This window comes from Roseococcus sp. GW821-FHT12F05, assembly GCF_058806835.1.
Genome location: NZ_JBXAQB010000005.1, coordinates 168,259 through 190,709, shown reverse-complemented (window position 1 = coordinate 190,709; position 22,451 = coordinate 168,259). Strand labels below are relative to the sequence as shown.

At 70.5% G+C, this 22,451-nt stretch carries 26 protein-coding genes and 1 pseudogene; 10 read left to right on the top strand and 17 right to left on the bottom strand.

The genetic code is table 11. The features are described from left to right. Nucleotides 1-22: 22 nt before the first annotated feature. Entirely contained in the window at nucleotides 23-997 is a 975-nt protein-coding gene (locus AC1ROY_RS15010; RefSeq protein WP_493149650.1) for a Bug family tripartite tricarboxylate transporter substrate binding protein, read from the bottom strand. 50 nt (nucleotides 998-1,047) lie between these two features. Beyond that, on the bottom strand, nucleotides 1,048-1,935 hold the full coding sequence (locus AC1ROY_RS15005; protein ID WP_493149649.1) for a TauD/TfdA dioxygenase family protein: 888 nt from the start codon (nucleotides 1,933-1,935) through the stop codon (nucleotides 1,048-1,050). A 342-nt stretch (nucleotides 1,936-2,277) separates the two neighbouring features. Here AC1ROY_RS15005 and AC1ROY_RS15000 point away from each other — a divergent pair, with 342 nt between their 5' ends. Continuing rightward, nucleotides 2,278-3,207, top strand: coding sequence for a LysR substrate-binding domain-containing protein (locus tag AC1ROY_RS15000; RefSeq protein ID WP_493149648.1), 930 nt, complete (start codon nucleotides 2,278-2,280; stop codon nucleotides 3,205-3,207). On the opposite strand, the gene AC1ROY_RS14995 is transcribed toward AC1ROY_RS15000, so the two are convergent. The 6 genes from AC1ROY_RS14995 to AC1ROY_RS14970 all read right to left on the bottom strand — a co-directional run bounded on the left by AC1ROY_RS14995 (nucleotide 3,194) and on the right by AC1ROY_RS14970 (nucleotide 7,380). Continuing rightward, nucleotides 3,194-3,634 (bottom strand): YybH family protein, encoded by a 441-nt coding sequence (locus tag AC1ROY_RS14995; protein ID WP_493149647.1) that lies wholly within the window; start codon nucleotides 3,632-3,634, stop codon nucleotides 3,194-3,196. The two genes, AC1ROY_RS15000 and AC1ROY_RS14995, sit on opposite strands and share 14 nt — an antisense overlap. 76 nt (nucleotides 3,635-3,710) lie before the next feature. Beyond that, the gene (locus AC1ROY_RS14990; protein WP_493149646.1) at nucleotides 3,711-4,682 is read right to left on the bottom strand and encodes a Bug family tripartite tricarboxylate transporter substrate binding protein; all 972 of its coding nucleotides are present in this window, start codon (nucleotides 4,680-4,682) and stop codon (nucleotides 3,711-3,713) included. Between the two features lie 29 nt (nucleotides 4,683-4,711). Next, nucleotides 4,712-5,101 (bottom strand): RidA family protein, encoded by a 390-nt coding sequence (locus AC1ROY_RS14985; RefSeq protein WP_493149645.1) that lies wholly within the window; start codon nucleotides 5,099-5,101, stop codon nucleotides 4,712-4,714. After that, the gene (locus AC1ROY_RS14980) at nucleotides 5,098-5,706 is read right to left on the bottom strand and encodes a hypothetical protein (RefSeq protein ID WP_493149644.1); all 609 of its coding nucleotides are present in this window, start codon (nucleotides 5,704-5,706) and stop codon (nucleotides 5,098-5,100) included. The genes AC1ROY_RS14985 and AC1ROY_RS14980 overlap by 4 nt, the downstream gene beginning before the upstream one ends. A gap of 122 nt (nucleotides 5,707-5,828) precedes the next feature. Beyond that, nucleotides 5,829-6,788, bottom strand: a complete 960-nt coding sequence (hslO, locus tag AC1ROY_RS14975) for an Hsp33 family molecular chaperone HslO (protein WP_493149643.1) — start codon at nucleotides 6,786-6,788, stop codon at nucleotides 5,829-5,831. Between the two features lie 172 nt (nucleotides 6,789-6,960). Further along, the gene (locus tag AC1ROY_RS14970) at nucleotides 6,961-7,380 is read right to left on the bottom strand and encodes a MarR family winged helix-turn-helix transcriptional regulator (protein WP_493149642.1); all 420 of its coding nucleotides are present in this window, start codon (nucleotides 7,378-7,380) and stop codon (nucleotides 6,961-6,963) included. A 205-nt stretch (nucleotides 7,381-7,585) separates the two neighbouring features. Between AC1ROY_RS14970 and AC1ROY_RS14965 the strand changes: the two genes are divergently transcribed. The 5 genes from AC1ROY_RS14965 (at nucleotide 7,586) to AC1ROY_RS14945 (ending at nucleotide 12,685) form a co-directional block, all read left to right on the top strand. Then, the gene (locus tag AC1ROY_RS14965) at nucleotides 7,586-8,620 is read left to right on the top strand and encodes a 2,5-dihydroxypyridine 5,6-dioxygenase NicX family protein (protein WP_493149641.1); all 1,035 of its coding nucleotides are present in this window, start codon (nucleotides 7,586-7,588) and stop codon (nucleotides 8,618-8,620) included. Continuing rightward, nucleotides 8,617-9,363: an alpha/beta fold hydrolase gene (locus tag AC1ROY_RS14960; protein ID WP_493149640.1), complete on the top strand. Its 747-nt coding sequence runs from the start codon at nucleotides 8,617-8,619 to the stop codon at nucleotides 9,361-9,363. The genes AC1ROY_RS14965 and AC1ROY_RS14960 overlap by 4 nt, the downstream gene beginning before the upstream one ends. Nucleotides 9,364-9,373: 10 nt before the next feature. Next, nucleotides 9,374-10,048, top strand: coding sequence for a DUF2268 domain-containing putative Zn-dependent protease (locus AC1ROY_RS14955; RefSeq protein WP_493149639.1), 675 nt, complete (start codon nucleotides 9,374-9,376; stop codon nucleotides 10,046-10,048). Then, the gene (locus tag AC1ROY_RS14950) at nucleotides 10,045-11,286 is read left to right on the top strand and encodes an acyl-CoA dehydrogenase family protein (RefSeq protein ID WP_493149638.1); all 1,242 of its coding nucleotides are present in this window, start codon (nucleotides 10,045-10,047) and stop codon (nucleotides 11,284-11,286) included. Before AC1ROY_RS14955 ends, AC1ROY_RS14950 begins: the two co-directional genes overlap by 4 nt. 91 nt (nucleotides 11,287-11,377) lie before the next feature. After that, on the top strand, nucleotides 11,378-12,685 hold the full coding sequence (locus tag AC1ROY_RS14945) for a class I adenylate-forming enzyme family protein (RefSeq protein WP_493149637.1): 1,308 nt from the start codon (nucleotides 11,378-11,380) through the stop codon (nucleotides 12,683-12,685). A 21-nt stretch (nucleotides 12,686-12,706) separates the two neighbouring features. Here the strand turns inward: AC1ROY_RS14945 and AC1ROY_RS14940 are convergent, their stop codons facing one another. Both AC1ROY_RS14940 and AC1ROY_RS14935 read right to left on the bottom strand, forming a co-directional pair. Further along, nucleotides 12,707-13,645, bottom strand: a complete 939-nt coding sequence (locus AC1ROY_RS14940) for a ketopantoate reductase family protein (RefSeq protein WP_493149636.1) — start codon at nucleotides 13,643-13,645, stop codon at nucleotides 12,707-12,709. Between the two features lie 54 nt (nucleotides 13,646-13,699). Beyond that, a complete protein-coding gene (locus tag AC1ROY_RS14935) occupies nucleotides 13,700-14,092 on the bottom strand; it encodes a RidA family protein (protein ID WP_493149635.1) in 393 nt (130 codons plus the stop codon). Between the two features lie 102 nt (nucleotides 14,093-14,194). Between AC1ROY_RS14935 and AC1ROY_RS14930 the strand changes: the two genes are divergently transcribed. From AC1ROY_RS14930 to AC1ROY_RS14920, 3 genes and pseudogenes are all read left to right on the top strand, one after another. Continuing rightward, a complete protein-coding gene (locus AC1ROY_RS14930; protein WP_493149634.1) occupies nucleotides 14,195-15,691 on the top strand; it encodes an HAL/PAL/TAL family ammonia-lyase in 1,497 nt (498 codons plus the stop codon). A gap of 31 nt (nucleotides 15,692-15,722) precedes the next feature. Then, nucleotides 15,723-15,851, top strand: a pseudogene (locus AC1ROY_RS14925) (type II toxin-antitoxin system Phd/YefM family antitoxin); the annotation flags it as partial. A gap of 123 nt (nucleotides 15,852-15,974) precedes the next feature. Further along, the gene (locus AC1ROY_RS14920; protein WP_493149633.1) at nucleotides 15,975-16,361 is read left to right on the top strand and encodes a type II toxin-antitoxin system VapC family toxin; all 387 of its coding nucleotides are present in this window, start codon (nucleotides 15,975-15,977) and stop codon (nucleotides 16,359-16,361) included. 122 nt (nucleotides 16,362-16,483) lie between these two features. On the opposite strand, the gene AC1ROY_RS14915 is transcribed toward AC1ROY_RS14920, so the two are convergent. From AC1ROY_RS14915 to AC1ROY_RS14900, 4 genes are all read right to left on the bottom strand, one after another. Then, entirely contained in the window at nucleotides 16,484-17,257 is a 774-nt protein-coding gene (locus AC1ROY_RS14915) for a DUF4394 domain-containing protein (RefSeq protein WP_493149632.1), read from the bottom strand. 235 nt (nucleotides 17,258-17,492) lie between these two features. Continuing rightward, nucleotides 17,493-18,161, bottom strand: a complete 669-nt coding sequence (locus tag AC1ROY_RS14910; RefSeq protein WP_493149631.1) for an anti-sigma factor — start codon at nucleotides 18,159-18,161, stop codon at nucleotides 17,493-17,495. Beyond that, nucleotides 18,158-18,688 carry a sigma-70 family RNA polymerase sigma factor gene (locus tag AC1ROY_RS14905; RefSeq protein ID WP_493149630.1) on the bottom strand — a complete coding sequence of 177 codons (531 nt, stop codon included), beginning with the start codon at nucleotides 18,686-18,688 and terminating at the stop codon, nucleotides 18,158-18,160. The genes AC1ROY_RS14910 and AC1ROY_RS14905 overlap by 4 nt, the downstream gene beginning before the upstream one ends. Then, nucleotides 18,685-19,296 (bottom strand): hypothetical protein, encoded by a 612-nt coding sequence (locus AC1ROY_RS14900; RefSeq protein WP_493149629.1) that lies wholly within the window; start codon nucleotides 19,294-19,296, stop codon nucleotides 18,685-18,687. The genes AC1ROY_RS14905 and AC1ROY_RS14900 overlap by 4 nt, the downstream gene beginning before the upstream one ends. A 35-nt stretch (nucleotides 19,297-19,331) precedes the next feature. Here AC1ROY_RS14900 and AC1ROY_RS14895 point away from each other — a divergent pair, with 35 nt between their 5' ends. Then, nucleotides 19,332-20,162 (top strand): aldo/keto reductase, encoded by an 831-nt coding sequence (locus tag AC1ROY_RS14895; RefSeq protein WP_493149628.1) that lies wholly within the window; start codon nucleotides 19,332-19,334, stop codon nucleotides 20,160-20,162. On the opposite strand, the gene AC1ROY_RS14890 is transcribed toward AC1ROY_RS14895, so the two are convergent. The 3 genes from AC1ROY_RS14890 to AC1ROY_RS14880 form a co-directional block, all read right to left on the bottom strand. Then, a complete protein-coding gene (locus AC1ROY_RS14890; RefSeq protein ID WP_493149627.1) occupies nucleotides 20,159-20,326 on the bottom strand; it encodes a type II toxin -antitoxin system TacA 1-like antitoxin in 168 nt (55 codons plus the stop codon). The genes AC1ROY_RS14895 and AC1ROY_RS14890 overlap by 4 nt on opposite strands. 78 nt (nucleotides 20,327-20,404) lie before the next feature. Further along, nucleotides 20,405-21,814, bottom strand: coding sequence for a TRAP transporter large permease (locus tag AC1ROY_RS14885; RefSeq protein WP_493149626.1), 1,410 nt, complete (start codon nucleotides 21,812-21,814; stop codon nucleotides 20,405-20,407). Between the two features lie 4 nt (nucleotides 21,815-21,818). Then, nucleotides 21,819-22,367, bottom strand: coding sequence for a TRAP transporter small permease subunit (locus AC1ROY_RS14880; RefSeq protein ID WP_493149625.1), 549 nt, complete (start codon nucleotides 22,365-22,367; stop codon nucleotides 21,819-21,821). Between the last annotated feature and the right edge of the window lie 84 nt (nucleotides 22,368-22,451).

The following is a 22,451-nucleotide window of genomic DNA, read 5'->3' as shown; positions in this document are numbered from 1 at the left end:
CTGAGGCCCGCGACCCCGGCGGTCAGTCCATCGTCACATTGGCGCGGCGGAACAGCGGGCCCAGCCGGGCCATGTCCTCGGCCAGGTAGCGCGCGAATTCCTCGGGGCTGCTGGTCTCGACGTCGATGCCCGCATCCTCCAGCGAGGCGCGGACCTCCTGGTCGGCCAGCGTCGCCTTCAGCGCGTCGGAGAGGATGGCGAGGCGCGGCGCCGGCGTGCCGCCGGTGGACAGCAGCCCGTACCAGGTGACCGCCGCGACCTCGGGAAAGCCCTGCTCGGCCGCGCTCGGCAGGTCGGGCGCCGCCGCGCTGCGGCGCGCGCCGGTCAGCGCGATCGCGCGCACCGTGCCGTTGCGCAGAAAGGGCAGCATGGGCGCCAGCACGACGGCATAGAGCTGCACCCGCCCCGCCAGCAGGTCGCTCATGACCGGGCCAGAGCCGCGATAGGGCACGTGCTCCATCTCGATGCCCAGCGCCTCGTTGAGCATCAGCCCCGCGACATGGTTCGCGCTGCTGACGCCGGAGGTGGCGTAGCTGACCGTCGTGCGCCGCGCGTAGTGCTGCAGGTCCCGCAGGTTCCGCACCGGCAGGCTCGGCGTGATGAAGATGGCCAGCGGGCTGCTGCCGACCAGGCTGATGGGCGCCAGCCCGGTCTGCGGGTCGTAGCCGAGGTTGGAGCGCAGCAGGTGGTTGCCGGTGAGGCTGCCGCCCGCGAAGAGGATCGTGTAGCCGTCAGGCTCCGCCCGGGCCACGGCCTGGGCGGCGATCAGCCCGCTGGCGCCGGAGCGGTTCTCGACGACCACCGGCTGGGACAGCCGGCGCGACATGCCGTTGGCGAGGATGCGGCCGACCACGTCGTTGCTGCCGCCCGGCGGCAGGGGGATGACCATGCGGACCGGCCGGTCCGGATATTCCGCCCGCGCCGGCCCGGCCGCCGACAGCAGGCCGGCCGCGGCGAAGGACGTGAGTCCCCGCCGGCCCCATGACGTCTTCCGCATCACGCTGCTCCCTTGCGATTTTCTTCTTTTGTGGCGGGCCGGGCCGCGCGTCAGGCCGCCTGTTCGAGCGTGGAGGCGCTGTCGGTCAGCGTGGTGCGGCGCAGGTCGCGCGGATACTTCGCGTCGTCGTAGTCGCGCCCGCGATGCATGGTGCAGCGGTTGTCCCACATCACGAGGTCGCCGGCCTTCCACTTGTGCGCGTAGACGAACTCGCGCTGGGTGGCGTGCTCGGTGAGGTCCCGCAGCAGCATCAGCGCCTCGGGCCGCGCCATGCCGGCGATGGCGCCGATATGCGAGGAGAGGAACAGTGCCAGCCGGTTCGATCCGGGATGCCGGCGCACGAGCCGCTGCGGCACCGGCGCGAAGGCGGCCTTCTCCTCCTCGCTGAAGTCGAAGCCCAGCGCGCCCTTCGAATAGAGCCGGCTATGCTCGCAGACGAGGTTGCGGAGCTGATCCTTCTTCCAGTCGGGCAGCGCGTCCCAGGCCGCGCGCATGTCGGCGAACTCGGTCTCACCGCCCTCGGGCGGGACGACATGGGCGCTGAGCAGCGAGTATTTCGCGGGAATCCGCTTGTAGCTGCTGTCGCTGTGCCAGAGCCGGTTGCCCAGCATGAAGAGCCGCCGGCGATCGTCGCGCTCCAGCAGCTTGCTGGAGGCGTTGAGGTTCGAGATGTCGGAGATGTTCGGGTCGGCGATGCGCGGCCCGGCATTCGCCTCGATCCGCTTGTAGGCGGCGTCCTCCAGCGGGCCCAGGGCGCGGCTGAAGGCCAGCTGCGCCTCGTTGCTGAGCGGCGCCTCGCGGCGGAACACCAGGACGGCGTACTGGTCCATCCCCGCGTCGATCGCGTTCCGGTCCTCGACGCTGAGCGGCGCGCCGATGTCCACGCCCGAGACCTCGGCGGCGAAGTGCGGATTCAGGGGCTTGAACGTGACGGCCATGGTGATCCTCCGGTTCGTTTTTCTTGACAGAAGCGATGAGGCGGCCGGTTTTGCCGTGAACGCACAGAAGAGATGGCGAGGAATGATGCGGCTTCCTGTCGGGATTCGGCTTCTGGCACCGCTCCGTCTTCGGGATAGAGTTCGCGTGCTTCCCGTATCCTGCTTCGCCTGCGTGTTTCTGCTTCCGTCCCCTGCGAGGTCCAGCCGGTCCCCTTTCCGCCGATTATAAGCTTCGCGCCGCGGCCCCTAAGCGATTTAAAGTCATGCGGCTTGTGAGCTTTCCTGCGAGGCGCCGGCGCCGAACCCGGCCCCGACAGGAGGGACGGGAGGACGTCGATGGTCATGCCGCGCCGGCGCCTGCCGCCGCTGAACTCGCTGCGCGCCTTCGAGGCCGCGGCCCGGCAGGGCAGCCTGGCCCTGGCTGCCGACGAGCTCTGCGTCACCCACGGCGCCATCAGCCGCCACATCGCCAAGCTCGAGGAATTCCTCGGCACCAAGCTCTTCGACCGCCGGCCGCAGCACATGGTGCCGACGCCCGTGGCCGCCGCCTATGCGGAGCGGCTGCGCTTCCTCTTCGACCAGATGCAGCAGGCCACGCTCGACGGCTTCGGCCATGCGCCCTCCGGACATGTGCTGCGCATCGCCGTGCTGCCGACCTTCGCGGCCCGCCTCCTGGTCCCGCGCCTGGCGCGGCTGCGCGAGCGGCTGCCGGGCGTGGCGCTGGACATCGACACCTTCCACGCCCCGCCGCCCGACCCGCGCTCGGAGCCCTTCGATGCCGTCATCCGCTGGGGCCATGGCGATTCGCACGACGTCGCCCGGCGCGAGCTGTTCCGGGAGGAACTGGTGCCGGTCTGCAGCCCGGATTTCGCGCGGCGCTGGCGGGTCGAGCACCCGGACGACCTCGCCGCCACGCCGCTGCTCCGCGTCCTCCAGCGCCCGAGCGACTGGGAGGCCTGGCTGCGCGAGGTGCGGGCGACCTGCGTCGATCCGCAGGGCGGCGTCCGGATCGAGAATTCGAGCCTGGCCTACCAGGCCGCCATCGACGGGCTCGGCGTGGCACTGGCGGCCACCGCCTATGTGCAGGAGGAGTTCCGCCGCGGCCGGCTGATCCCGCTCTTCGACCACCGGCTGCGCACCGGCCGCTCCTGCTACGTGGTCACGGCGCTGCACAGGGCGAAGTCGCCGATGGTGGCGGCCTTCCTGGACTGGCTGGAGGAGGAGACGGCGGAACTGGACCCCGGAAGGCGGGTGGTCGCTAACGCGGGATAGGCGTCGCCGAGACGTGGAGGTCGGCGAAGCGCCAGCCCTCCGCATCCCGCAGGATCGTGCCGTTCGCCCGCAGCACCGCGGTTCGCTCGGGACGCACGAGCCGGCAGATCGCCGAGAACAGCGCCACATCCGGCGCCGGCCGCTGGAAGACCGGCTCGCAGGTCATGGTGCCCGGCGCAGACCTGGCCCAGGCGGTCTGGAAATAGCCGAGCGCGCCTTCCGGCCCCCGCAGCATCCCCGGCACCGACGAGCCGATGAAGGTCGCATCCGGCCGGAACAGCGCGGCCTGGGCGGCGGCGTCCTGCGAGTGGAAATTGGCCGCGAAGCGGTCGAGGACGGCCTGCGGGCTCTCCTGTCCGGCCTTGGCTGGACCCATCTGGGCCGCGCCGCTCATCGCCACCACCGCCGCGAGGAACAGGGAACGCATCCGCCCACCCCTCCCAGTCCGAGAATGTCCCGCATCATGATCCCTTCCAGGAGGCCGGCCAACAAAAGCCGATGGCTCAATCGACCTTGATGTTCCGCTCGCGGATCAGCCGGCCCCAGCGCTCGTAGTCGCGCGCGATGACCTGCTCCATCTCGGCCGGCGTGTTGCCGACGGCGTCGAGCCCGGCCGCGGCCATGCGCTGGACCACCGGCGGGTGCGCCACCGCCTCGCGCACCGCGGCGCCGATCCGCTCGATCGCCGCCGGCGGCGTGCCGGCCGGGACCGCGATGGCGCCCCAGCTCTGCGAGGTCGCCTCGGCGAGGCCCGCTTCCGTGAAGGTCGGCAGGTCCGGCAGCAAAGCGAGGCGGTGTTCGCCGCTGGTCGCCAGCGCGCGGATGGCGCCGGCGCGCACCTGGGCGATGGAGCTGGCCGGCTGGTCCAGCATCACCTGCACCGTGCCGTTCACCAGGTCCGACATGGCCTGGCCCGAGCCGCGATAGGGCACGTGCACCATCTGGATGCCCGAGACCGCCATGAAGAGCTCGGTGAAGATATGCGTGCCCGAGCCGACGCCCGAGGTCGCGAAGGAGAGCTGCCCCGGCCGCGCCCGCGCATAGGCCAGGAACTCGCCGATGTCGCGCGCGGGGATGCGCGGGTTCACCACCACGATGACGTCGGAGGTGAAGATCATCGAGGCCATCGAGAGCTCGCGCCGCACGTCCACCGCGCGCATGAGCCCGAGATGCGGCGCGAGCGTGAAGGCGCCGTTGGTGGCGACCAGCAGCGTGTAGCCGTCCGGTGCGCTGCGGGCCGCGGCCTCGACGCCGACCGCGCCGCCGGCGCCCGTGCGGTTCTCGACCACCACGGACTGGCCCAGCGTCTCGCCCATGCGCTCGGCGATGAGGCGGCCGCCGACATCGGTGCTGCCGCCCGGCGCGAAGGGGACGATGAGGCGCAGCGGCCGGATGGGCTGCCAGGCCGGCTGGGCCTGAACGGCACAGGGAGCCAGGGCGGCGGCGGCCAGGAGGCCGCGTCGGGCGATCTTCATTCTGGGGACGTTTCCGGTGTTGTTGGCGATTATGCGGAGAGAAAGGCCTCGGCCTCCACCTCGACCAGGAATTTCGGGCTGGCGAGCCCGGCCACGATCAGCAGCGTGCTGGTGGGCGCCGCGCCCTCCATCGCCTCGTCGCGGAGGGCGCGCCAGGGGGCGACGAGGGCCGAATCCGTCAGGAAGACGGTCATCTTCACGATGTCCGCCGGGCCCATGCCATGGGCGGCCAGCACCGCCTTCAGATTCGCGAGCGCCTGCCGGATCTGCGCCTTGCCGTCGGCGGGCACGGTGCCGTCGAGCGCCATGCCGATCTGGCCGGAGATCACCAGCCGCTTGCCGGGCCCCTCGACCAGGGCGGCCTGGGAGTAGCGGGAGGCGGGCTGCGGCGCGCCCTCGGGGTTGGAGAAGGTGATCATAGGGCCTCGCGGCTGACGGGGGGCGGGGGCGCGCCGGTTCCCTCCACGAGGTAGGGACGCAGCGCGCGTCGGATCTGGAACTCGAACTCGGTGTTCAGGTCGAACATGGTCTGGCGGAGCAGCGATTCCGCCACGATCCGGCGCTCGTTCGGTGTGCTCTCCGCGGTCTGCGAGCGCTCGGCCGAGGCCTCGGCATAGCCCAGCCGCCGGTCGTTCTCGCCCAGGATCTCCAGGCGCGCGGTGAGCTGGCAGGTGAGCTGCTCGCCGGGATCCGCGGCGAAGACGCCGACACGCCCCGCGCTGCGGGCGCGGACGATCTGCGCGCGGGTGACGGCGAAGCGCGCACGGTTCTGCGTGCCGAAGGCGGCCAGCCGGTCGCGGCCCATGATCAGCACGGCCTCGGGCGCGGTGGGCTGCAGGGTGCGGCCGATGTCGTTGGGGCCGCCATTTGGCGTGCGGTCCTCGGTGACGATCGCCGAGACGTCCAGGCGGATCTGCGTGAGATGGGCATAGGAGATGGGCGGCCCCTCCACCCGCGGCGGCGGCGTGGAGGCGCAGGCCCCCAGCGCGGCGGGCAGGATCAGTAGGGCGCGGCGTGGCGGCATGTTCTCTCCCTTGGGCTTTCTAGAGCATGATCGCTGAAGGTGAAATCACCGGAAGCGTGAATCATGCTCTCAAAACAACGAACTAGAGGCTTTGCAGAGAGCCCTTGCGAACGGAAAAGGCTCTAGGCATGGCCCGCGGCGCGGTCGATGCTTTCCCGGCTGAAGCGGAAGTCGAAATTGCAGAACTCGCAGGTCATGGTGATGGTGCCGTCCTCGGCCATGTGGTCGAGGTCGTCGGTGGGGAAGCCCTCCAGCACGCCCAGCAGCCGCGAGCGCGAGCAGCGGCAGCCATAGGCCAGCGCGCGGGACTGGCCGACCATCAGCCCCTCCTGGTGGAAGAGCCGGTAGAGCAGCCGCTCGGGCGCCAGCCCGTCGTCCAGCAGCTCCTCCTCCTTCAGCGTGCCGGCCAGCGCGAGGGCGGTGTTCCACGCCTCTTCCTGGTCCTCCGAGTCGAGCTCCGGGCCGATGCCGCCCTCGCCGGCCACGCGCTCCATGATGAAGGCGGCGGCGCGCCAGCCCTCCGCCGTCTTGGCGCAGGCGAGGCGGACATGGGTGCGGAGCTGCTCGGAGGTGGCGAAATAGGTGCCGGTCATCTCCGTCAGGTCCGTGCCCTCGATGGCGACGATGCCCTGGTAGCGCTCCATCTCCGGCCCCTGGTCGCAGGTGAAGGCCAGGTAGCCGCGGCCGAGCAGCGCCCGGGCCGAGGGATTCTTGCCGTACATGGAGAGCTTGTCCGGCTCGATCCGGGCATAGCCGCGCAACTCGCCGGCATCGGTGCAATCGGCGAGGAGCATGGAGATCGGCCCGTCGCCCTTGGCCTGAAGCGAGAAGCTGCCGCGGAACTTGAGCGCGGCGGCGAGGCCAGCCGTCAGCGCCAGCGCCTCGCCCAGCAGGCGGGTCACGGCGTCGGGCGCGGCGTGGCGGGTGAGGAGGGCCTCGGCCAGCGGGCCCAGGCGGACGAGCCGCCCGCGCACCGGCTTGCCGTCGAGGTGGAAGGGGGTGACGCCGCGGGGCACGACGAGGTCGGGCACCGGCGGGCGGTCATGGTCGAGGAAAGGGGGAGTCGGCTGGGTCACGCCCACCGAGATAATGCAGACGGCCCCCGGTTGCGAGGGACGCAACCGGCCGAGGCGAAAGCCGAGGCCGTGAAGCGCCCTCCCTGCTACGGCAGCACCAGGACCAGGATCTGCACCACCGCCCCCAGCGCGACCAGGATCAGGGCGATCCGGCCGAGCTGGTCCGGGTGGGGCAGCTTCAAGCGGCGGCGGCCGCGCTCCGGCGCGCCCGCGGGGGCTTGGTCAGCATGGCGCGCAGCAGCTGCTTGAGCTGCATGCGGTCCACGGCGGGGAAGCGGCCCATGACCTCGGCCTCGTGCGCCTTGGCGGAGACCAGCAGGTCGCGCACCATCTGCTCGCCGCGCGGCAGCATCTGGATGCGGACGACGCGGCGGTCGCGCTGGTCGGGCAGGCGCTTCACGATGCCGTCGCGGACCATGCGGTCCAGCAGCTTGGTCATGGTGGGCTGCTGCAGCAGGCAGGCCTCGGCCAGGCCGGTGACGGTCTCGCCCGGGCTGCCGGAGAGGGTCGCCAGCACGCGCCAGACGGGGACGGAGATTCCGGCCTTGCGCAGGGTCGTGTGGAATTCCGACGAGATCGCGTGCGAGGCACGCGCCATCAGATAGAGCAGATAATCATCGACAAATCGCTCATTTGTGGAGGCCGAGCGAACCAGAATCCCATCCATGAAACATCCCCTGACCCGGTTGATTTCGTGGGGGAGATTGGTCGTCGCGTTCACCGGCATGCAATTAAGGGGAATTACGGATCGCTGACATATGAGTTTTCATGAGATAGGCTGACGGCGTCCGAGGAGCCGAAGCTTGCCCGTCATCGCCCTGGAACCCTCCTGGATCGAGGCCTTCGAGGCGGTGTTCCGCCGGTGCCGGGTGGCGGAGGGGGAGGCGGTCTGCCTCCTGGCCGAGAGCCGCTCGCGGGAGGTCAACATCGCGCTCGCCGAGGCGGCGCTGGCGCGGATCGGGGCCCGGTACTTCCGCTGCACGCTGCCCACGCCGCGGCAATCCGCGCCGGTGCCGGTGCGCTCGACGGGGGCGTCGCGCGCCGTCGCCGGGCATCCGGCCGCGCTGGCGGCGATGGCGGCCTCGCCCTTCATCGTGGACCTCACCGTCGAGGGCCTGCTGCATGCACCGGAACTCAAGCGAATCCTCGGTGCGGGCAGCCGCGTGCTGATGGTCAGCAACGAGCATCCCGATGCGCTGGAGCGCCTGGTCCCGACGGATGAGGACGAGGTCGTCGCCCGGGCCGCGGTGAAGCGCGCGCGGGCGGCGAAGCGCATGCACGTGTCTTCCGCCGCGGGCACCGACCTTGATGTCGCGATGGAGGGCGCGCCCAGCGTCGGCGTCTGGGGCTGGACCGACCGGCCCGGCACCATCGCGCATTGGCCCGGCGGCATCCTCGTGAGCTTCCCACGTGAGGGAAGCGTGCAGGGCCGGCTGGTGCTCGATGCCGGCGATGTGAACCTCACCTTCAAACGTTATATGGAATCGCCGGTGGCCCTCACCATCGAGGACGATCACATCACCCGCATCGAAGGGCAGGGCGCCGATGCGGAGATGATGCGCCGCTATCTGGAGGCCTGGGGCGACCGCGCGGCCTATGCGGTGTCCCATGTGGGCTGGGGCCTGAACCGCCGCGCGCGCTACGAGGCGCTGACCTTCTACGACCGCGAGGACACCAACGGCACGGAGCTGCGCGCCGTGGCGGGCAACTTCCTCTTCTCGACGGGCGCGAACGAGTTCGCGAACCGCTTCACCGAGGGGCATTTCGATATCCCCGTCTTCAACACCACGATCACGCTCGACGGCGAGGCGGTCGTGCGGGAGGGCAGACTGCTGTGACCATCGAGGCGGGGGAGGGCCCGGCCGTGCTGCTGCTGCACGGCATCGGTGGGCGCGCGAGCCTGTGGCGGCCGACCATCGACGCGCTTTCCGCAGACCACCAGGTCATCGCCATGGACATGCCGGGTTATGACGGCGTGGCGCCGGCGCTGGACAGCTTTGCCGCGGTGGCGGATGCGGCGATGGCGCTGCTCGCCTCGCGCGGGATTCCGCGTGCCGATGTCGTGGGACATTCCCTGGGTGGGATGGTCGCGCTGGAGATGGCGCTGCGACATCCGGAGCATGTGCACCGGCTGGTGATCGTCGCGAGCTCCCCCGCCTTCGGCAGCCGCGATCCGGCCTTCCGCGAGGCGTTTCTGGCCGCGCGCCAGAAGCCGCTGGACGAAGGGCTCGGCATGGCGGGCGTGGCGCAGGCGCTGGTACCGACCATGCCGGGTCCATCGGCCGATCCTTCCGCGATCCCCGCGGCCATCGCCGCCATGGCTGATGTGGACGAGCGTGCCTATCGCACGACCCTCGGCATGCTCACGGGCTTCGACCGGCGCGGCGATCTGGGGAAGGTCTCGCAGAAGAGCCTGCTCATCGCCGGCGAGGCGGATGCGACGGCGCCGCCGCGCGGCATGCAGCGCATGGCCGATGCGATGCCCGATGCGCAGCTCCTGGTGATCCCCGGCGTCGGGCATCTGCTGCCGCTGGAGGCGCCGGACGCCTTCCATGCCGCGCTGCGGGATTTTCTGGCGTGAGCGCCCGGTCGTGAGCGACTGGCGGCTGCACTGGCTGGAGGCCGCCGGACCGCTCTCGCCCTGGCGCGAGGTGCTGACGGCCGAGATCCTTACCGGCTGCAAGGCGGCGGACCGTCGCGCCACGCTGCCGGCCGTCGACATCCTCGTCCAGAACGTGCCGCGCTCCGGCATCCCCGAGCTCGGCATGGGCGCCAATGCCTACCGGCCCAGCTGCTTCAGCCTGTCGCTCGATCCGCAGAATCCGCGCTTCGGGGACTCGCTGGCGGAGGGCGCGGTGCAGCGCCTCGTGGTGCACGAGCTGCACCACTGCCTGCGCATGGCCGCGATCGGCTGGAATCACACGCTGGGCGACGCGCTGGTGAGCGAGGGGCTCGCCGGCCACTTCGTGCACGAGTGCCTGGAGACGCCGCCGGAGCTGTGGGAGACCGCGCTGGGCGCGGAGGCTCTCGCTGCCTGGACCGGGCGCGCGCAGGGCGAGGCCGAGGCGCTCCACTACGACCACGCCGCCTGGTTCTACGGCGGAGCCTCGCCCTACCGCCGCGACGATGCCGCGCCGCCGCGCTGGGCCGGCTATGCCATCGGCTTCGACCTGGTGGGGCGCTACCTGCGCCTGCATCCGGGGGCGCGGCCGTCGCAGCTCTGCGGCATCCATGCGGCGCGGCTGCTGAAGGACGTCTGGCCGTGAGCGATGCCCCCATCTTCGATGTCGGCGGCTTCCGCCTCTCGCCCTTCGAGGCGGAGCTGACGACGCGGGCGCGCGAGTTCGGGGCGCGTGTGCTCGCGCCGCGCGCCGCGCGCTGGGACCGCGAGGCGAGCTTTCCGACCGACAATTACGACGACATGCGGAAGGAAGGCTGGCTCGGCATCTGCGTGCCGCTCGAGGAGGGCGGGATGGGCGCGGATTTCCGGGCCTATTGCCTCGCCGCGGCCGAGTTCGGGCGATACTGCGGCGCCACCGCGCTCACCTGGAACATGCATGTCTGCAGCACGCTCTGGACGGGGTTGCTGACCGACGACCTGGAGATGGATGCGGCCACGCGCGCGCTGCACCGCGAGCGGCGCGGCCTGCACTACGCGAATATCCTGGAGCGCGGCGCGGTCTTCTCGCAGCCGTTTTCCGAAGGCGGCGCGGCCGCGGCCGGAACCGTGGCCTTCGGCACGACGGCCACGCCCGTCGAAGGCGGCTTCCGCATCAACGGGAAGAAGATCTTCGCGTCGCTGTCGGGCCACGCCGACTATTACGGCATTCTCTGCACCGAGGTGCATGGCGACGAAAAGCTCTCGCGCCGCGACACGCTGTATCTTGCGATTCCCAAGGACGCGCCGGGTGTCAGCGTCGAGGGCGATTGGGATCCGCTGGGCATGCGCGGCACGGTCAGCCGGAACCTGATCTTCCGCGACGTCTTCGTGCCGGAGAGCGCGGCGCTCATGCCGCCCGGGCTGTATTTCCAGGCGGCGAGCCGCTGGCCGCACATGTTCATGACGCTGACGCCGACCTATATGGGCCTCGCCCAGGCGGCCTACGACTTCTGCGTGCGCTACCTGCGCGGCGAGCAGCCGGGCACGCCGCCGGTGAAGCGGCGGATGTATCCCACGAAGCAGATCGCCGTCGCCGAGATGCGCGTGATGCTGGAGCAGACCAAGGCGCTCTGGTTCCAGGCGATCTCAGAGGCCGGCCCCGATCCCTCCAAGGAGCAGATCCTGCGCGCTCTGGCGGCACAGAACACGGTGATGGAGAACGCCAGCGCCATCGCCACCAAGGCGGTGCGCACCTGCGGCGGCCAGGCGATGCTGAAGTCGCTGCCGCTGGAGCGCATCTACCGCGACAGCCGCTGCGGCTCGCTGATGCTGCCCTGGACGGCGGAGCTCTGCATCGACCGCATCGGCCGCGACGCCCTCTACGAGAAGGGCGAGACGGATTGAGCGGAACGCTTTCTGATCGAAAGGGCAGGAAACTGAGTTTCCTGCCGGGGGGTGGCCGCGAAGCGGAGACAACGAGGGGCGGAGCCCCTCGATGAGCTTCGATCTGAATGCGCTGGCCCCCCTGATCGACGCCGAGGAGATCGCGCTGCGGCATGCGGGCGCCGAGAAAGGCGATCGCATCGGCTGGATCGGGCTGAACGATCCTTCGATGATCGCGCTGCTCTTCGCCTGCGAGCGGCTGGGCCTCACGCTGGTGCCGCTGAACTGGCGGCTGGCGGCCGACGAGCTGCAATGGATCGCCGAGGATGCCGGGCTGCACCTGGTGCGCCACGGCCCTTCGAGCGGCGCGGTGGCGCCGCGCCCGATGCCTACCGAGGCGCGCTGCGACGCGCTGCTCATCGGCTATACTTCCGGCACGACAGGTAGGCCGAAAGGCGCGATGCTCTCGGCGGCTGCGCTGCACGCCAATGCGGAGAACGCGAAGCAGGTCTTCGAGCTGACGCCCGAGGATCATGTGCTGACGGTGCTGCCGCTCTTCCACGTGGGTGGGCTCAACATCCAGACCGTGCCGGCGCTGCTGGCCGGCGCGCGCGTGACGCTGCTGCCGAAATTCGACCCCGACGGCTTCTTCGACGCCGTGCGGGCGCATCGGCCGACGCTGACCTTGCTCGTGCCGGCGGTGATGGCGGCGCTGGTGAACCACCCGCGCTGGCCCGTGGAGGACTTGTCCTCGCTGCGCGCGATCGGCGCCGGCTCCTCCGAGGTGCCGATGGCGCTCATCCAGGCCTTTCATGAGCGCGGCATCCCGGTCCAGCAGGTCTACGGCATGACGGAGACGAGCCCCATCGCGATCGCGCAGACGCGCGCGGAGGCGCTGGCGGCGCCGGGCTCCATCGGCCTGATGGCGCCGCTCTGCGAGGCGCGGATCGGCGCCGCGGGCGAGATCGAGATCCGCGGGCCCAACGTGATGTCCGGCTACTGGCAGCGCCCGGTGGAGACGGCCGAATCCCTGCGCGACGGCTGGTTCCGCACGGGCGATGTCGGGCACCAGGACGCCGAGGGCCGCTTCTGGTTCACCGACCGGCTGAAGCGCGTCATCATCTCGGGCGGCGAGAACATCTACCCGGCCGAGCTGGAGCGCGTGCTGCACGAGTTGCCCGGCCTGCTCGAATGCGCCGTGATCGGCCGCGTCGACCCGCGCTGGGGCGAGGTGCCCATCGCCGTCGTCGTGGCCACGCCGGAATTCGACGAGGCCGAGATGGCGGCGCATTTCGAGCGCAGGCTCGCGCGCTTCAAGCATCCGCGCGGGGTGATCCGCGTCGCGGAACTGCCGAAGACCGCGCTCGGCAAGGTGCAGGTGGAGAAGCTGCACGCGCTTACGGAAGGCGGCGGCGTCTGATCGCCTGAGGCTTCTTCGGCCTCAGGCGTGAATCAGCCGCCCGGCGGCCCGCCTCTGCTCGTAGGCGCGCGCGTGCAGCGCGGCCATGTCGTGGATCGCCGTGTCGATGCCAGCGCGCTGCGCCGCCTCGGCGAGAAAGCCCAGGATGTGCTCGCCCTCGATGCGGTTGCCGGCCTCGACGTCGCGCAGCATGGAGGTGGCGTAGGCGCTGGCCGCATCGTTGAACAGCGCGCGGTACTCGGCCATGAAGGCGTCCGGCATGGGATGGCCGTGATGCGTCGCTATGGCGGCGTTGCGCTCCAGGATGGCGAGCAGCAGGGGCGATCCGCCGGCGCGCACGATCTCGCCGACATTGGCGCGCATCAGCACCGTGCCGACGGCGCTGGTGCCGAGATGCACGAGCTTTTCCCACAGGCGCTGGTTGATGTTGGCGACCGCCTTGGCCTCGACGCCGACCGCCTTCGCATAGGCCGCCTCCAGCGCCTGCACGCGCGGGCTCATGGAGCCGTCGAGCTCGCCGAAGGTGAGCCAGCGCCAGTCGTTGAGCTGCTTCACCACGCCATCGGGCGTCAGCGTCGCCTGGATCTTGCAGAGCCCGCCCAGCACGCGCTCCGCGCCGAATTCCCGCTTGAGCGTGTCGATGTGCGAGAGCCCGTTCAGCACGGGGAGGATGGCGGTGCGATCATCCACGCCGGGGCGGATGGTGGCGATGGCGTCGTCCAGGTCGTAGGCCTTGTTGCTCAGCAGGATGACGTCCCAGCCGGGCTGCAGCTCGGCAGCCTGGATCGTCTTCACGGCGAGCTTCGCGGGGCCGAACTGGCTTTCGAGGACGAGGCCGTCCTTTGCCAGCGCCGCAGCGCGTCCGGGGCGGACGAGGAAGGTCACGTCGCCGCCGGCCTCGGCCAGGCGGCCGCCGAAATACCCACCCAGCGCGCCCGCGCCCAGCACCAGAACCCGCATGAGACATGTCCTCTTCGAACTTTCGCCGAACATCGCGCGTCCCGTGATCCCCGCCTAGGTGGCCGCGATGCAATCCATCTCGATGTCGAAGGGCCCGAACCAGGAGGGCACGGTGATGAAGATCCGCGCGGGCGGGTCCTTCGGGAAGTAGCGCGCGTAGATCGCGTTGATGGCGCCGAAGGCCTCCGGCCTGGTGCAGTAGACGTTGCACTTCAGCACGTTCTCCAGAGAGGTGCCGGCGGCCTCCAGGCAGAGCTTCATCTGCTCCAGCACGATCTCGGTCTGGCGCTCGATGGGCCCCTCGGCGATCTCGCCGGTCGCCGGGTCGAAGGGCGGCAGGCCGGAGACATGGACATATCCCGCGCCGCGGACCACGGGCGAGACCGGCGCCTGCCGCCGCTCCAGGAAGGTGGACAGGGGCTCGACGCGGATGGCTTCGCGCTTCATCGGGAGATTCCTTCGTTGCAGGAGCGGAACCTGCCCGGGGACGCGGCTGCGACGTTACGGAAGCTGCCGTAGCATTCCGCCCTGAAGGCATGGGGGACTCCGATGGAACAGATCGCCGGCGAGGGGCTGGATTGCGCGACTTTGGGCCGCATCGCGGCCGGCGCGCCCGCCGAATTCACGGCTGCGGCCCGTGCGCGCATCTCGGCGGGCGAGGCTCAGCTCGCGGCGCTGATCGCCGACGGCACGCCGATCTATGGCGTCACCACCGGCTTCGGCGCGCTGGACGGCGCGAAGGTCCCGCCCGAGGCCAACCAGGCGCTCCAGCGCAACCTGCTGCGCTCCCACGCGGCGGGCGTCGGCGCGCCCATGCCGGAGCCGGAGGTGCGCGCCATGCTCGCGCTGCGCGCGAATGTGCTGGCGACGGGGATCACCGGCGCCTCGCTCGAAGCGGCCGAGGCGCTGCTGGCCATGCTCAATGCCGGGATGGTGCCGGAGGTGCCGGTGCAGGGCAGCGTCGGCGCCTGCGGCGATCTGGCGCCGCTCGCGCATCTGGTGCTGCCGCTGATCGGTGACGGCTTCTGCCTGTTCCGCAGCGAACGGCTGGACGGCGCGGAAGCCATGGCGCGCGCCGGTCTTGCGCAGATTCCCATGACCGGGCGCGACGGCATCGCGCTCATCAACGGCACGGAGCAGACCACCGCGATCGGCTGTCTGTCCTGGCTCGCCGGCGACGGGCTGATCCGCTGGGCCGAGGCGATCGCCGCGCTCAGCCTGGAGGCGCTGGGCGGACTCAACGACGCCTTCGATGAGCGCGTGGCGCTGGCCAAGCCGCATCCCGGCCAGATCGCGGCCAGCCGGCGGATGCGCGAGCTGACCGAAGGCAGCGTCTCCGTGCTGGCGCCGCGCGCCTCGCGGCTGCGCGACGCGCTGAGCCTGCGGAACATCCCGCAGGTGGTCGGCGCCGCGCGCGACGCCGGCGAGTTCTGCCGCCGCGTGCTGGAGATCGAGATCAACTCGGCGAACGACAATCCGCTCTTCGGCCTCGCGGACGGCTTCGTCACTTCCAACAGCGGCAATTTCCACGGCCAGGCGGCGGCCGAGGCGCTGGATTTCTTCGCGAACGCGCTGACCAGCCTCGCCGTCATCAGCGAGCGGCGCTGCGCGCGGCTGGTCGATCCCGCGACGAACAACGGGCTGCCGGCCTTCCTCATCCATCCCGACGCGACGCCGGGGCGCAACAGCGGCTTCATGATCGCGCAGTACACGGCGGCCTCGCTGGTGGCGGAGCTGCGCATGCGCAGCATCCCCGCCTCGATCCAGTCCGTGCCGACCTGCGCCAACACCGAGGACCACGTGCCCATGGCGCCGCTGGCCGCGCGCCGCTGCGCCTTCGCCGCCGAGACGCTACGGCAGATCCTGGCGATCGAGTTTCTCCTCGCGGCCCAGGCGCTGGATATCCGCGACCATGCGGCGGCGCCAGCGCTGCGCCCGGCCGTGGCGGCGCTGCGCGAGCGGGTGCCGATCATGCGGGAGGACCGGATGATGTCAGTGCAGATCGCCGGCGCCGTGGAAGTGCTCCGGACGAGGGAATCACCTTGATCTGACCAGCTGGCCTGACTAGGTCGGTGCCATGACGACCGTCACGGACACCTATTCGGCCAAGACCCACCTCTCCCGGCAGGTCGAGCAGGGCGAGGAGGTCGTCATCACGCGCCGGGGCAAGCCAGTGGCGCAGCTGGTGCCGGTTCAGCAGGGCCGGCGGCTCATGCGTGCTTGGCGTGCTGAAGGGCAAGATCTCCCGGGCCGATCTCGACTACGACAAGCACTCTGACCCGGAGTGGCAGGCCATGATCGACGAGATGGAAAACAAGCCGATCCTCTGATGCGTCTGCTGCTCGACACGAATGCGCTCATTTTCGCCATCGAGGGCGATCCACGTCTGAGCGCCGCAGCGGCGCGTGCTCTGCAGGACGAGGCGGAAGAAAGCTTCGTCAGCCAGGTGAGTCTCTGGGAGATCGCTGCGAAGCGGAGCACCGGCAAGCTGGACATGGACGTGTCGCAGGCTTTGCGCGGGATGCGGCTCGCTGGATTGCGGCCGCTTGCGATCCAGGACACGCACATCCTGGCCTATCAGGACTTGCCGCGGCTGCCGAGGCATCGAGATCCCTTCGATCGGATGCTCGTGGCCCAGGCGAAACATGAAGGCCTGACGCTGCTGACCCGCGATAGCGCCCTCGCCGAATACGGCGTTCCGATCCTCGCCGCCTGAAGACGCGCACGCCGCCATCCGGGTTGTCCGGAAGGCGGCGGCGCTTTCCCCCGCGCGGCCGCGCCCCGGGGAGGGAGCCCGGACGCGGCAGCCGGGAAGTCATCGCGCGGGGGCGCGCTTCGTCACCGCATCGCGGCGATGTCGATCAGGCTCGTGCCGCGCGGCAGCGCCACCGTGCCGCGGCTGGTCAGCGCGCCGCTCGCGAGGTCGAGCGCATGCAGCGTGCTGCCGGCCATCACGAAGCCCCAGTTGTTCGTGCCGTCGCTCAGGATGTCGAGCGCGACGCTCGCCGGCACCTGCGCGGAGAGCCGTGCGCGGGGTGCCTGCACGCCGTCATTCGGCGGGTTCTGGACGTTGAGGCTGTTGGTCGAGGTGTCGATCGTCAGCAGCATGGTCGCCGTCGCGCCCTGGAGGCTGTTGGTATAGGCGCCGGCGACGACGCGCGGCACGCCCGCCGCGCCGGCCGCGTTCTTCACGCTGCCGTCGGTGGCGGCCTCGCCGGTCTCGACGTTCACGCGCAGGTTCTGGCCGTCCAGGCCCATGATGCGGACGCGGTTGGCGACGGGATTGAAGTCGAAGATCGCGTGGCCCACGGGCTGGAAAGGCACGTTCAGCTGGCTCACCGCGGTGGCGCGGCCGTTGGCGGGATCGAGGGTGACGATCTGGCCCGTGCTGGTGATGCCGTAGAGGCGGCCGTCCTGCGGGCGCTGGTCGATGCCGACCACCGTGCCGTTCGTGCCGGTGATGCGGACGGCCGGCATGGCGCGGCGGGTCTCGCTGTCGATGCGGATGAGCTTGTTGTCGCCGGTCAGGCCGACGAGCGTGGCGGCCTCGGCGCGTGCGGCGGCGAGCAGGGCGACCGTGCCCAGCAGAGCGAGGCGAATTGTGTGGGTCATGGCGTTTCGTCTCCGTTGTCGCGTGGCGTCATCGCCTCGCTGTCGACGTTACGGAGCGCGCTGCGGGACGGATGCAGCGATGCGCGGAATTCGTGCGGCATGCGAAGTTGAGGGATGAGCTCCAAGTATCCGGCCGCAAGGCGGTCGGCGCCGCCCACTCAGCCTTCCGGTGGGCACTCCAGCGGCGCGGCGAAGGCAAGGCGGCGGAGCCGCCGCCCGCCGTCTGAGGGCGAAATCACGTTCCTCCGGCCGCGCTCAGCCGGCCGATGAACAGGATGGGCCCGGTGGGGCGGCCCGTCGGCGAGCCGCCCGGCGGCTCGAGCGTGATCTCGATCAGCATGCCCGGCGAGGGCCGCAGCGTCGTCGGCGTCACGCTGAAGCGCCCGCTCTCCGGCACGAGGCCGAGCGAGGTCGGCGCCGTCGCCCCCTGCGGCAGCGCCCAGAGTTGCGCGACGCGCCCGGCCTCGATCGGGCGCTGGTTGAGCGCGGCGAGGCGGATGGTGTCGCCCTGCGCCTCGACGAGCCAGGCGGGCTGGTCGCGGCTGGTCAGCAGCACCGTCATCAGCGGCGCCGGCGGCGTCGGGCGCAGGACGAGGAAGGCGGCCAGGCCGGCGGCGACAGCGCTCGCGCCGATGCCCAGCGCCGGCCAGGGGAAGCGCCATCCTGTCCGTGCCGGCGCCGCGATCCCGCCGAGGCTGCGCTCGATGCGTGCCCAGAGGTCCGGCGGCGGCGCCTCGGGCGGCGCCAGCGCGAGCAGCGGCGCTAGCCGGCGCTCCCAGCCGGCGACGGAGGCGGCGAGCTCTGCATCGGTCTCCATCTGGGCGCGCAGCTCGGCCGCCTCGCGAGCCTCCAGCGTGCCCAGCACGTATTCGGCGGCGAGGGCGTCGCGCTCCTCCGGGGTCATGCCAGACACTCCCGGAGGCTGAGCAGCCCGCGGCGGATCCAGGCTTTCACCGTGCCGAGCGGCAGCTCCAGCCGGGCCGCGATCTGCGGATGCGAGAGCCCGTCCACGAAGGCGAGCAGGATGCCCTTGCGATTCTTCTCCGGCAGCTGCTCCAGGCAGGAGCGCAGCCGCGCGCCCTCCTCGCCGGCGGCGATGGCGTCGAGCTGGGTCGCCTCGACCGGCGTGTCGCCGAGGGTGGCGTCGTCGGTCGGCATCTCGCGGCCGCGGCGGCGCGCGATGTCGAGCGCGGCGTGCCGGACGACGGCGCCGAGCCAGGCCTCGCCGGCACCGAGCGCGGGATCGAACTGGGCCGCGCGCTTCGCGATGTTGACGAAGCCGTCATGGACAGCGTCGGCGGCGGCGTCGCGGTCGCGCAGGATGGCCATGGCGACGCCGAAGAGTCGCACCGACTGCGCCTTGTAGAGCGATTGCAGCGCCGCGCGGTCGCCGCCGGCGATGCGGGCCAGCAGGGCCGCCGCTTCACTCATCGCACGAGGTTCTGCAGCCGGCCGAGGATGTCGCGCAGGTCGAGGCCCGGCTCGGCCGGCGGCGCGGCGGTGCCGGCGGGCTGCGCGGCGCGGAAGCGCGCGAGGGCGTTGGCGGTGCCGGAGAGGCGCAGCTCGGTCGGCTCGGTCGTGGCCGTCGTGTTGCTGCCGAGGCCGGCCATGCGGACCAGCGCTCGCTCGGCCGCGATCAGCTCCTGCGTGGCGCGATCGGCATCGGCGCGGCGGGGGGCGCAGACGAGGTTGCGCCCTTCCAGCCCGCAGGGCAGCTCCATCATCGCATTGCGGTCGAAGCGCAACTGCGCCGTGCCTGTCACCGCGAGGACCGCGCGCGAGGCGCTGTCGAGCGAAAGGTCGCGCGCCGTCACCACCGGCACGAGCTTGCCGCCGCGGTCCTGGATCTCGAGGCTGAGCCCGGCGCCGACGCTCGGCCGCTCCACCCAGTCCCGGTGCTTCAGGACGCAGGCGGCGCGGTCGGTCATGCGGTCGGTCGCGCAGGTCAGCCGCCAGCTGCCGATCTCCTCGGTCGCGGGCTGGGCCAGGGCGGCGGCCGGCAGCAGGAGCAGGGAGAGGGCGGTGGCAAGCCTGGACATGGGCGCTAGTCTACAGGCCCACAGGAGGAACGGCGATGTCGAAGGTGAGACTCCCCGATGGCACCGAGGTCCCCGCCCTCGGGCAGGGGACCTGGCACATGGGCGAGCGGGGCGGCAACCGGAAGGCCGAGGTCGCCGCCCTGCGGCTGGGCATCGAGCTCGGCCTGACCCTCATCGACACCGCCGAGATGTATGGTGACGGTGGCGCCGAGGAGGTGGTGGCCGAAGCCATCGCGGGCCAGCGCGAGAAGGTTTTCCTCGTCTCCAAGGTCTATCCGCACAACGCCTCGCGCCGCGGCCTGCCGCAGGCCTGCGAGCGCAGCCTCCAGCGCCTCCGGACTGAGACGATAGACCTGTACCTTCTGCATTGGCGCGGCTCCGTACCTCTGGCGGATACGGTGGAGGCGATGGAACGGATGCGGGCGGCCGGAAAAATTCTCCGCTGGGGCGTCTCGAACCTGGATGTCGACGATCTGGAGGAGCTGGGCGCGGCGCTGGCCGACTGCGCGACGGACCAGGTGCTGCTGAACCTGGAGCATCGCGGGCCGGAATACGATCTGCTGCCCTTCTGCGCCGGGCGCGGCATGCCGGTGATGGCCTATTCGCCGGTCGGGCAGGGCGGGTCGCTGCTGCGGCATCCGGAGCTGGTGCGCGTGGCGAAGGAGCGCAGGGCGACGCCGGCGCAGGTGGCGCTGGCCTGGACGCTGTCGAGGCCGGGCGTGATCAGCATCCCCAAGGCGACGGCGCCCGAGCATGTGCGGGAGAACGCGGCGGCGGGAGGGATGGTGCTGACGGCCGAGGAGCACGCGGCGCTGGATGCGGCCTTCCCGCCGCCGAAGCGGAAGCGTTCCTTGGCGATGCTTTAGGAATTGCCCGCTTCTCGAGGAGCCGACGTATCCCAAGGCGCCTTCCGGGTCATGAGCGCCTTGAAGGCTGGATTGGTCGTGACCGGAGCGTTCAACGCCTCGACGAGCGTTTCCCATTGCAGGGCGTCGAGCACAAAGAGCCTCTGATCGGGGCGCGCTTCCATCGTCGTCTTCCGAAAATTCGGGCCGCATATATCGATTCGGCTGAGCGGCGTCGATGCGAAAGCGGGGCCCTCCCGACCCTACCTGAACACCGGCATGGCGTCGTCATCCGTTGCCGGCGCAGGCGGCAGCTCGATCGTCACGCTCGCCGGATCCACGCCGCTGTCGGGATGCACGAAGAAGGTCACGCTCTGCGGCCAGAAGATCACCACCCCCACCAGGATCAGCTGCAGCGCCAGCCAGGGGATCGCGCCCAGGTAGATATCCTTCGTCGGCAGCGACTTGGGCGCGATGCTGCGCAGGTAGAAGAGCGCGAAGCCGAAGGGCGGGTGCATGAAGCTCGTCTGCAGGTTGATGCAGAGCAGCACGCCGAACCAGACCAGGTCGATGTCCAACTTGGCCGCCACCGGCGCCAGCAGCGGGATGATGATGAAGGCGATCTCGAAGAAATCGAGGAAGAAGGCCAGGAAGAAGACAAAGATGTTCACGAAGATCAGGAAGCCCACCTGTCCGCCCGGCAGGTGGCTCAGCAGGTGCTCGACCCAGCGCGAGCCGTCCACGCCCTGGAAGACCAGGCTGAACACGGTCGCCCCGATCAGGATGAAGATGACCATGCTGGTCAGGCGCATGGTGTTGCCCATGGCCTCGCGCATCAGCTTCCAGGTGAAGCGGCGGTTGATCATCGCCAGCAGGACGGCGCCCAGCGTGCCCATGGCGCCGGCCTCGGTCGGCGTGGCCAGGCCCATGAAGATGGTGCCCAGCACCAGCAGGATCAGCACGATCGAGGGCACCATGCCCTTGATCACGCGCCAGTAGAGGGGCCAGCCGCGCGGCACCAGCGCCTCCGGTGGCAGAGGCGGCACCTTGTGCGGCGCGAAGATCGCCACGCCCGCGATGAAGGCGATGAAAAGCAGGATCTGCAGCACCGAGACGCCGATGGCACCGGCATACATGTCGCCCACCGAGCGGCCGAGCTGGTCGCCGAGGACGATCAGCACCAGCGAAGGCGGGATCAGCTGGGTGATGGTGCCCGAGGCGGCCACCACGCCAGTCGCGATCCGCGTGTCGTAGCCGTACTTGATCATGATCGGCAGCGAGATCATGCCCATGGCGATGACCGAGGCCGCGACGGTGCCGGTAATGGCGCCCAGCACCGCGCCGACCAGGATGACCGCATAGGCGAGGCCGCCGGGGACCTTGCCGAAGAGCTGGCCGGTCCCTTCCAGCAGGTCCTCGGCGAGGCCGCAGCGCTCCAGGATCGCGCCCATCAGGGTGAAGAAGGGGATGGAGAGCAGCAGGTCGTTCGACAGGATGCCGAAGACCCGCAGCGGCAGGTTGCCCAGATAGCCCGCGTTGAAGAAGCCGAGCTCGATCGAGAGGAAGCCGAAGAACAGCCCGACCGCCGAGAGGCTGAAGGCCACAGGGAAGCCGATCAGCAGGAAGACGATCAGCCCGCCGAACATCAGCGGCGGCATGATTTCGAGGCTCATGTCGTTACTGCTCGGGCCGCTGGTATTCGGTGACGACGTCCACCTCGTCGGACAGGCCCCGCAGCAGGGCGATGCGCTTCACCAGCTCCGAAAGGCCCTGCAGCACCAGCAGGAAGAAACCGAGCGGCATCAGCAGCTTGGCCGGCCAGCGGATCAGCCCGCCGGGGGCCGGCGAGAATTCCTCCCGCGTCAGGGAGTCCCAGAAATAGGGCCAGGTCATCCAGGCCAGCAGCATCATGCCGGGCAGCAGGAAGACGATGATCCCGAAGATGTCGACGTAGAGGCGCCCGCGCTCGCCCAGCGAGCCGAAGATCAGGTCCACCCGCACATGCTCGTTGCGATAGAGGGTATGGCTGGCGCCCAGCATGACCACGGCAGCGAAGAAGTACCACTGCACCTCGAGCCAGCCGTTGGAGGAGATGTTGAAGCCGTAGCGGCTGAGCGCGTTCCCCGCGCTGACGGCGCAGGCCAGCAGGACGCACCAGTCGGCGACCCGGCCGAACTTGTCGCTCATCCAGTCCACGCCCCGGCTGAAGGCCAGAAGCAGCGCCATCCCCCAAAGATCCTCCAGAACGCCGTGCGGACGGGAGCCCCGCGGGTCCCGTCAAATAACTGCCGCGCGCGTTCCCTAAAGATG

Excerpts from the sequence above, each read along its gene's own strand:
- AC1ROY_RS14910 (WP_493149631.1), bottom strand. The coding sequence starts at position 18,161 with ATGACCCCGGAGGAGCGCGACGCCCTCGCCGCCGAATACGTGCTGGGC.
- AC1ROY_RS14985 (WP_493149645.1), bottom strand. The coding sequence starts at position 5,101 with ATGATCACCTTCTCCAACCCCGAGGGCGCGCCGCAGCCCGCCTCCCGC.
- AC1ROY_RS14945 (WP_493149637.1), top strand. The coding sequence starts at position 11,378 with ATGAGCTTCGATCTGAATGCGCTGGCCCCCCTGATCGACGCCGAGGAG.
- AC1ROY_RS14920 (WP_493149633.1), top strand. The coding sequence starts at position 15,975 with ATGCGTCTGCTGCTCGACACGAATGCGCTCATTTTCGCCATCGAGGGC.
- AC1ROY_RS14915 (WP_493149632.1), bottom strand. The coding sequence starts at position 17,257 with ATGACCCACACAATTCGCCTCGCTCTGCTGGGCACGGTCGCCCTGCTC.
- AC1ROY_RS14930 (WP_493149634.1), top strand. The coding sequence starts at position 14,195 with ATGGAACAGATCGCCGGCGAGGGGCTGGATTGCGCGACTTTGGGCCGC.
- AC1ROY_RS15010 (WP_493149650.1), bottom strand. The coding sequence starts at position 997 with ATGCGGAAGACGTCATGGGGCCGGCGGGGACTCACGTCCTTCGCCGCG.
- AC1ROY_RS14880 (WP_493149625.1), bottom strand. The coding sequence starts at position 22,367 with ATGGCGCTGCTTCTGGCCTTCAGCCGGGGCGTGGACTGGATGAGCGAC.
- AC1ROY_RS15000 (WP_493149648.1), top strand. The coding sequence starts at position 2,278 with ATGCCGCGCCGGCGCCTGCCGCCGCTGAACTCGCTGCGCGCCTTCGAG.
- AC1ROY_RS14995 (WP_493149647.1), bottom strand. The coding sequence starts at position 3,634 with ATGCGTTCCCTGTTCCTCGCGGCGGTGGTGGCGATGAGCGGCGCGGCC.
- AC1ROY_RS14970 (WP_493149642.1), bottom strand. The coding sequence starts at position 7,380 with ATGGCGCGTGCCTCGCACGCGATCTCGTCGGAATTCCACACGACCCTG.
- AC1ROY_RS14895 (WP_493149628.1), top strand. The coding sequence starts at position 19,332 with ATGTCGAAGGTGAGACTCCCCGATGGCACCGAGGTCCCCGCCCTCGGG.
- AC1ROY_RS14900 (WP_493149629.1), bottom strand. The coding sequence starts at position 19,296 with ATGTCCAGGCTTGCCACCGCCCTCTCCCTGCTCCTGCTGCCGGCCGCC.
- AC1ROY_RS14940 (WP_493149636.1), bottom strand. The coding sequence starts at position 13,645 with ATGCGGGTTCTGGTGCTGGGCGCGGGCGCGCTGGGTGGGTATTTCGGC.
- AC1ROY_RS14980 (WP_493149644.1), bottom strand. The coding sequence starts at position 5,706 with ATGCCGCCACGCCGCGCCCTACTGATCCTGCCCGCCGCGCTGGGGGCC.
- AC1ROY_RS14935 (WP_493149635.1), bottom strand. The coding sequence starts at position 14,092 with ATGAAGCGCGAAGCCATCCGCGTCGAGCCCCTGTCCACCTTCCTGGAG.
- AC1ROY_RS14885 (WP_493149626.1), bottom strand. The coding sequence starts at position 21,814 with ATGAGCCTCGAAATCATGCCGCCGCTGATGTTCGGCGGGCTGATCGTC.
- AC1ROY_RS15005 (WP_493149649.1), bottom strand. The coding sequence starts at position 1,935 with ATGGCCGTCACGTTCAAGCCCCTGAATCCGCACTTCGCCGCCGAGGTC.
- AC1ROY_RS14890 (WP_493149627.1), bottom strand. The coding sequence starts at position 20,326 with ATGGAAGCGCGCCCCGATCAGAGGCTCTTTGTGCTCGACGCCCTGCAA.
- AC1ROY_RS14990 (WP_493149646.1), bottom strand. The coding sequence starts at position 4,682 with ATGAAGATCGCCCGACGCGGCCTCCTGGCCGCCGCCGCCCTGGCTCCC.
- AC1ROY_RS14905 (WP_493149630.1), bottom strand. The coding sequence starts at position 18,688 with ATGAGTGAAGCGGCGGCCCTGCTGGCCCGCATCGCCGGCGGCGACCGC.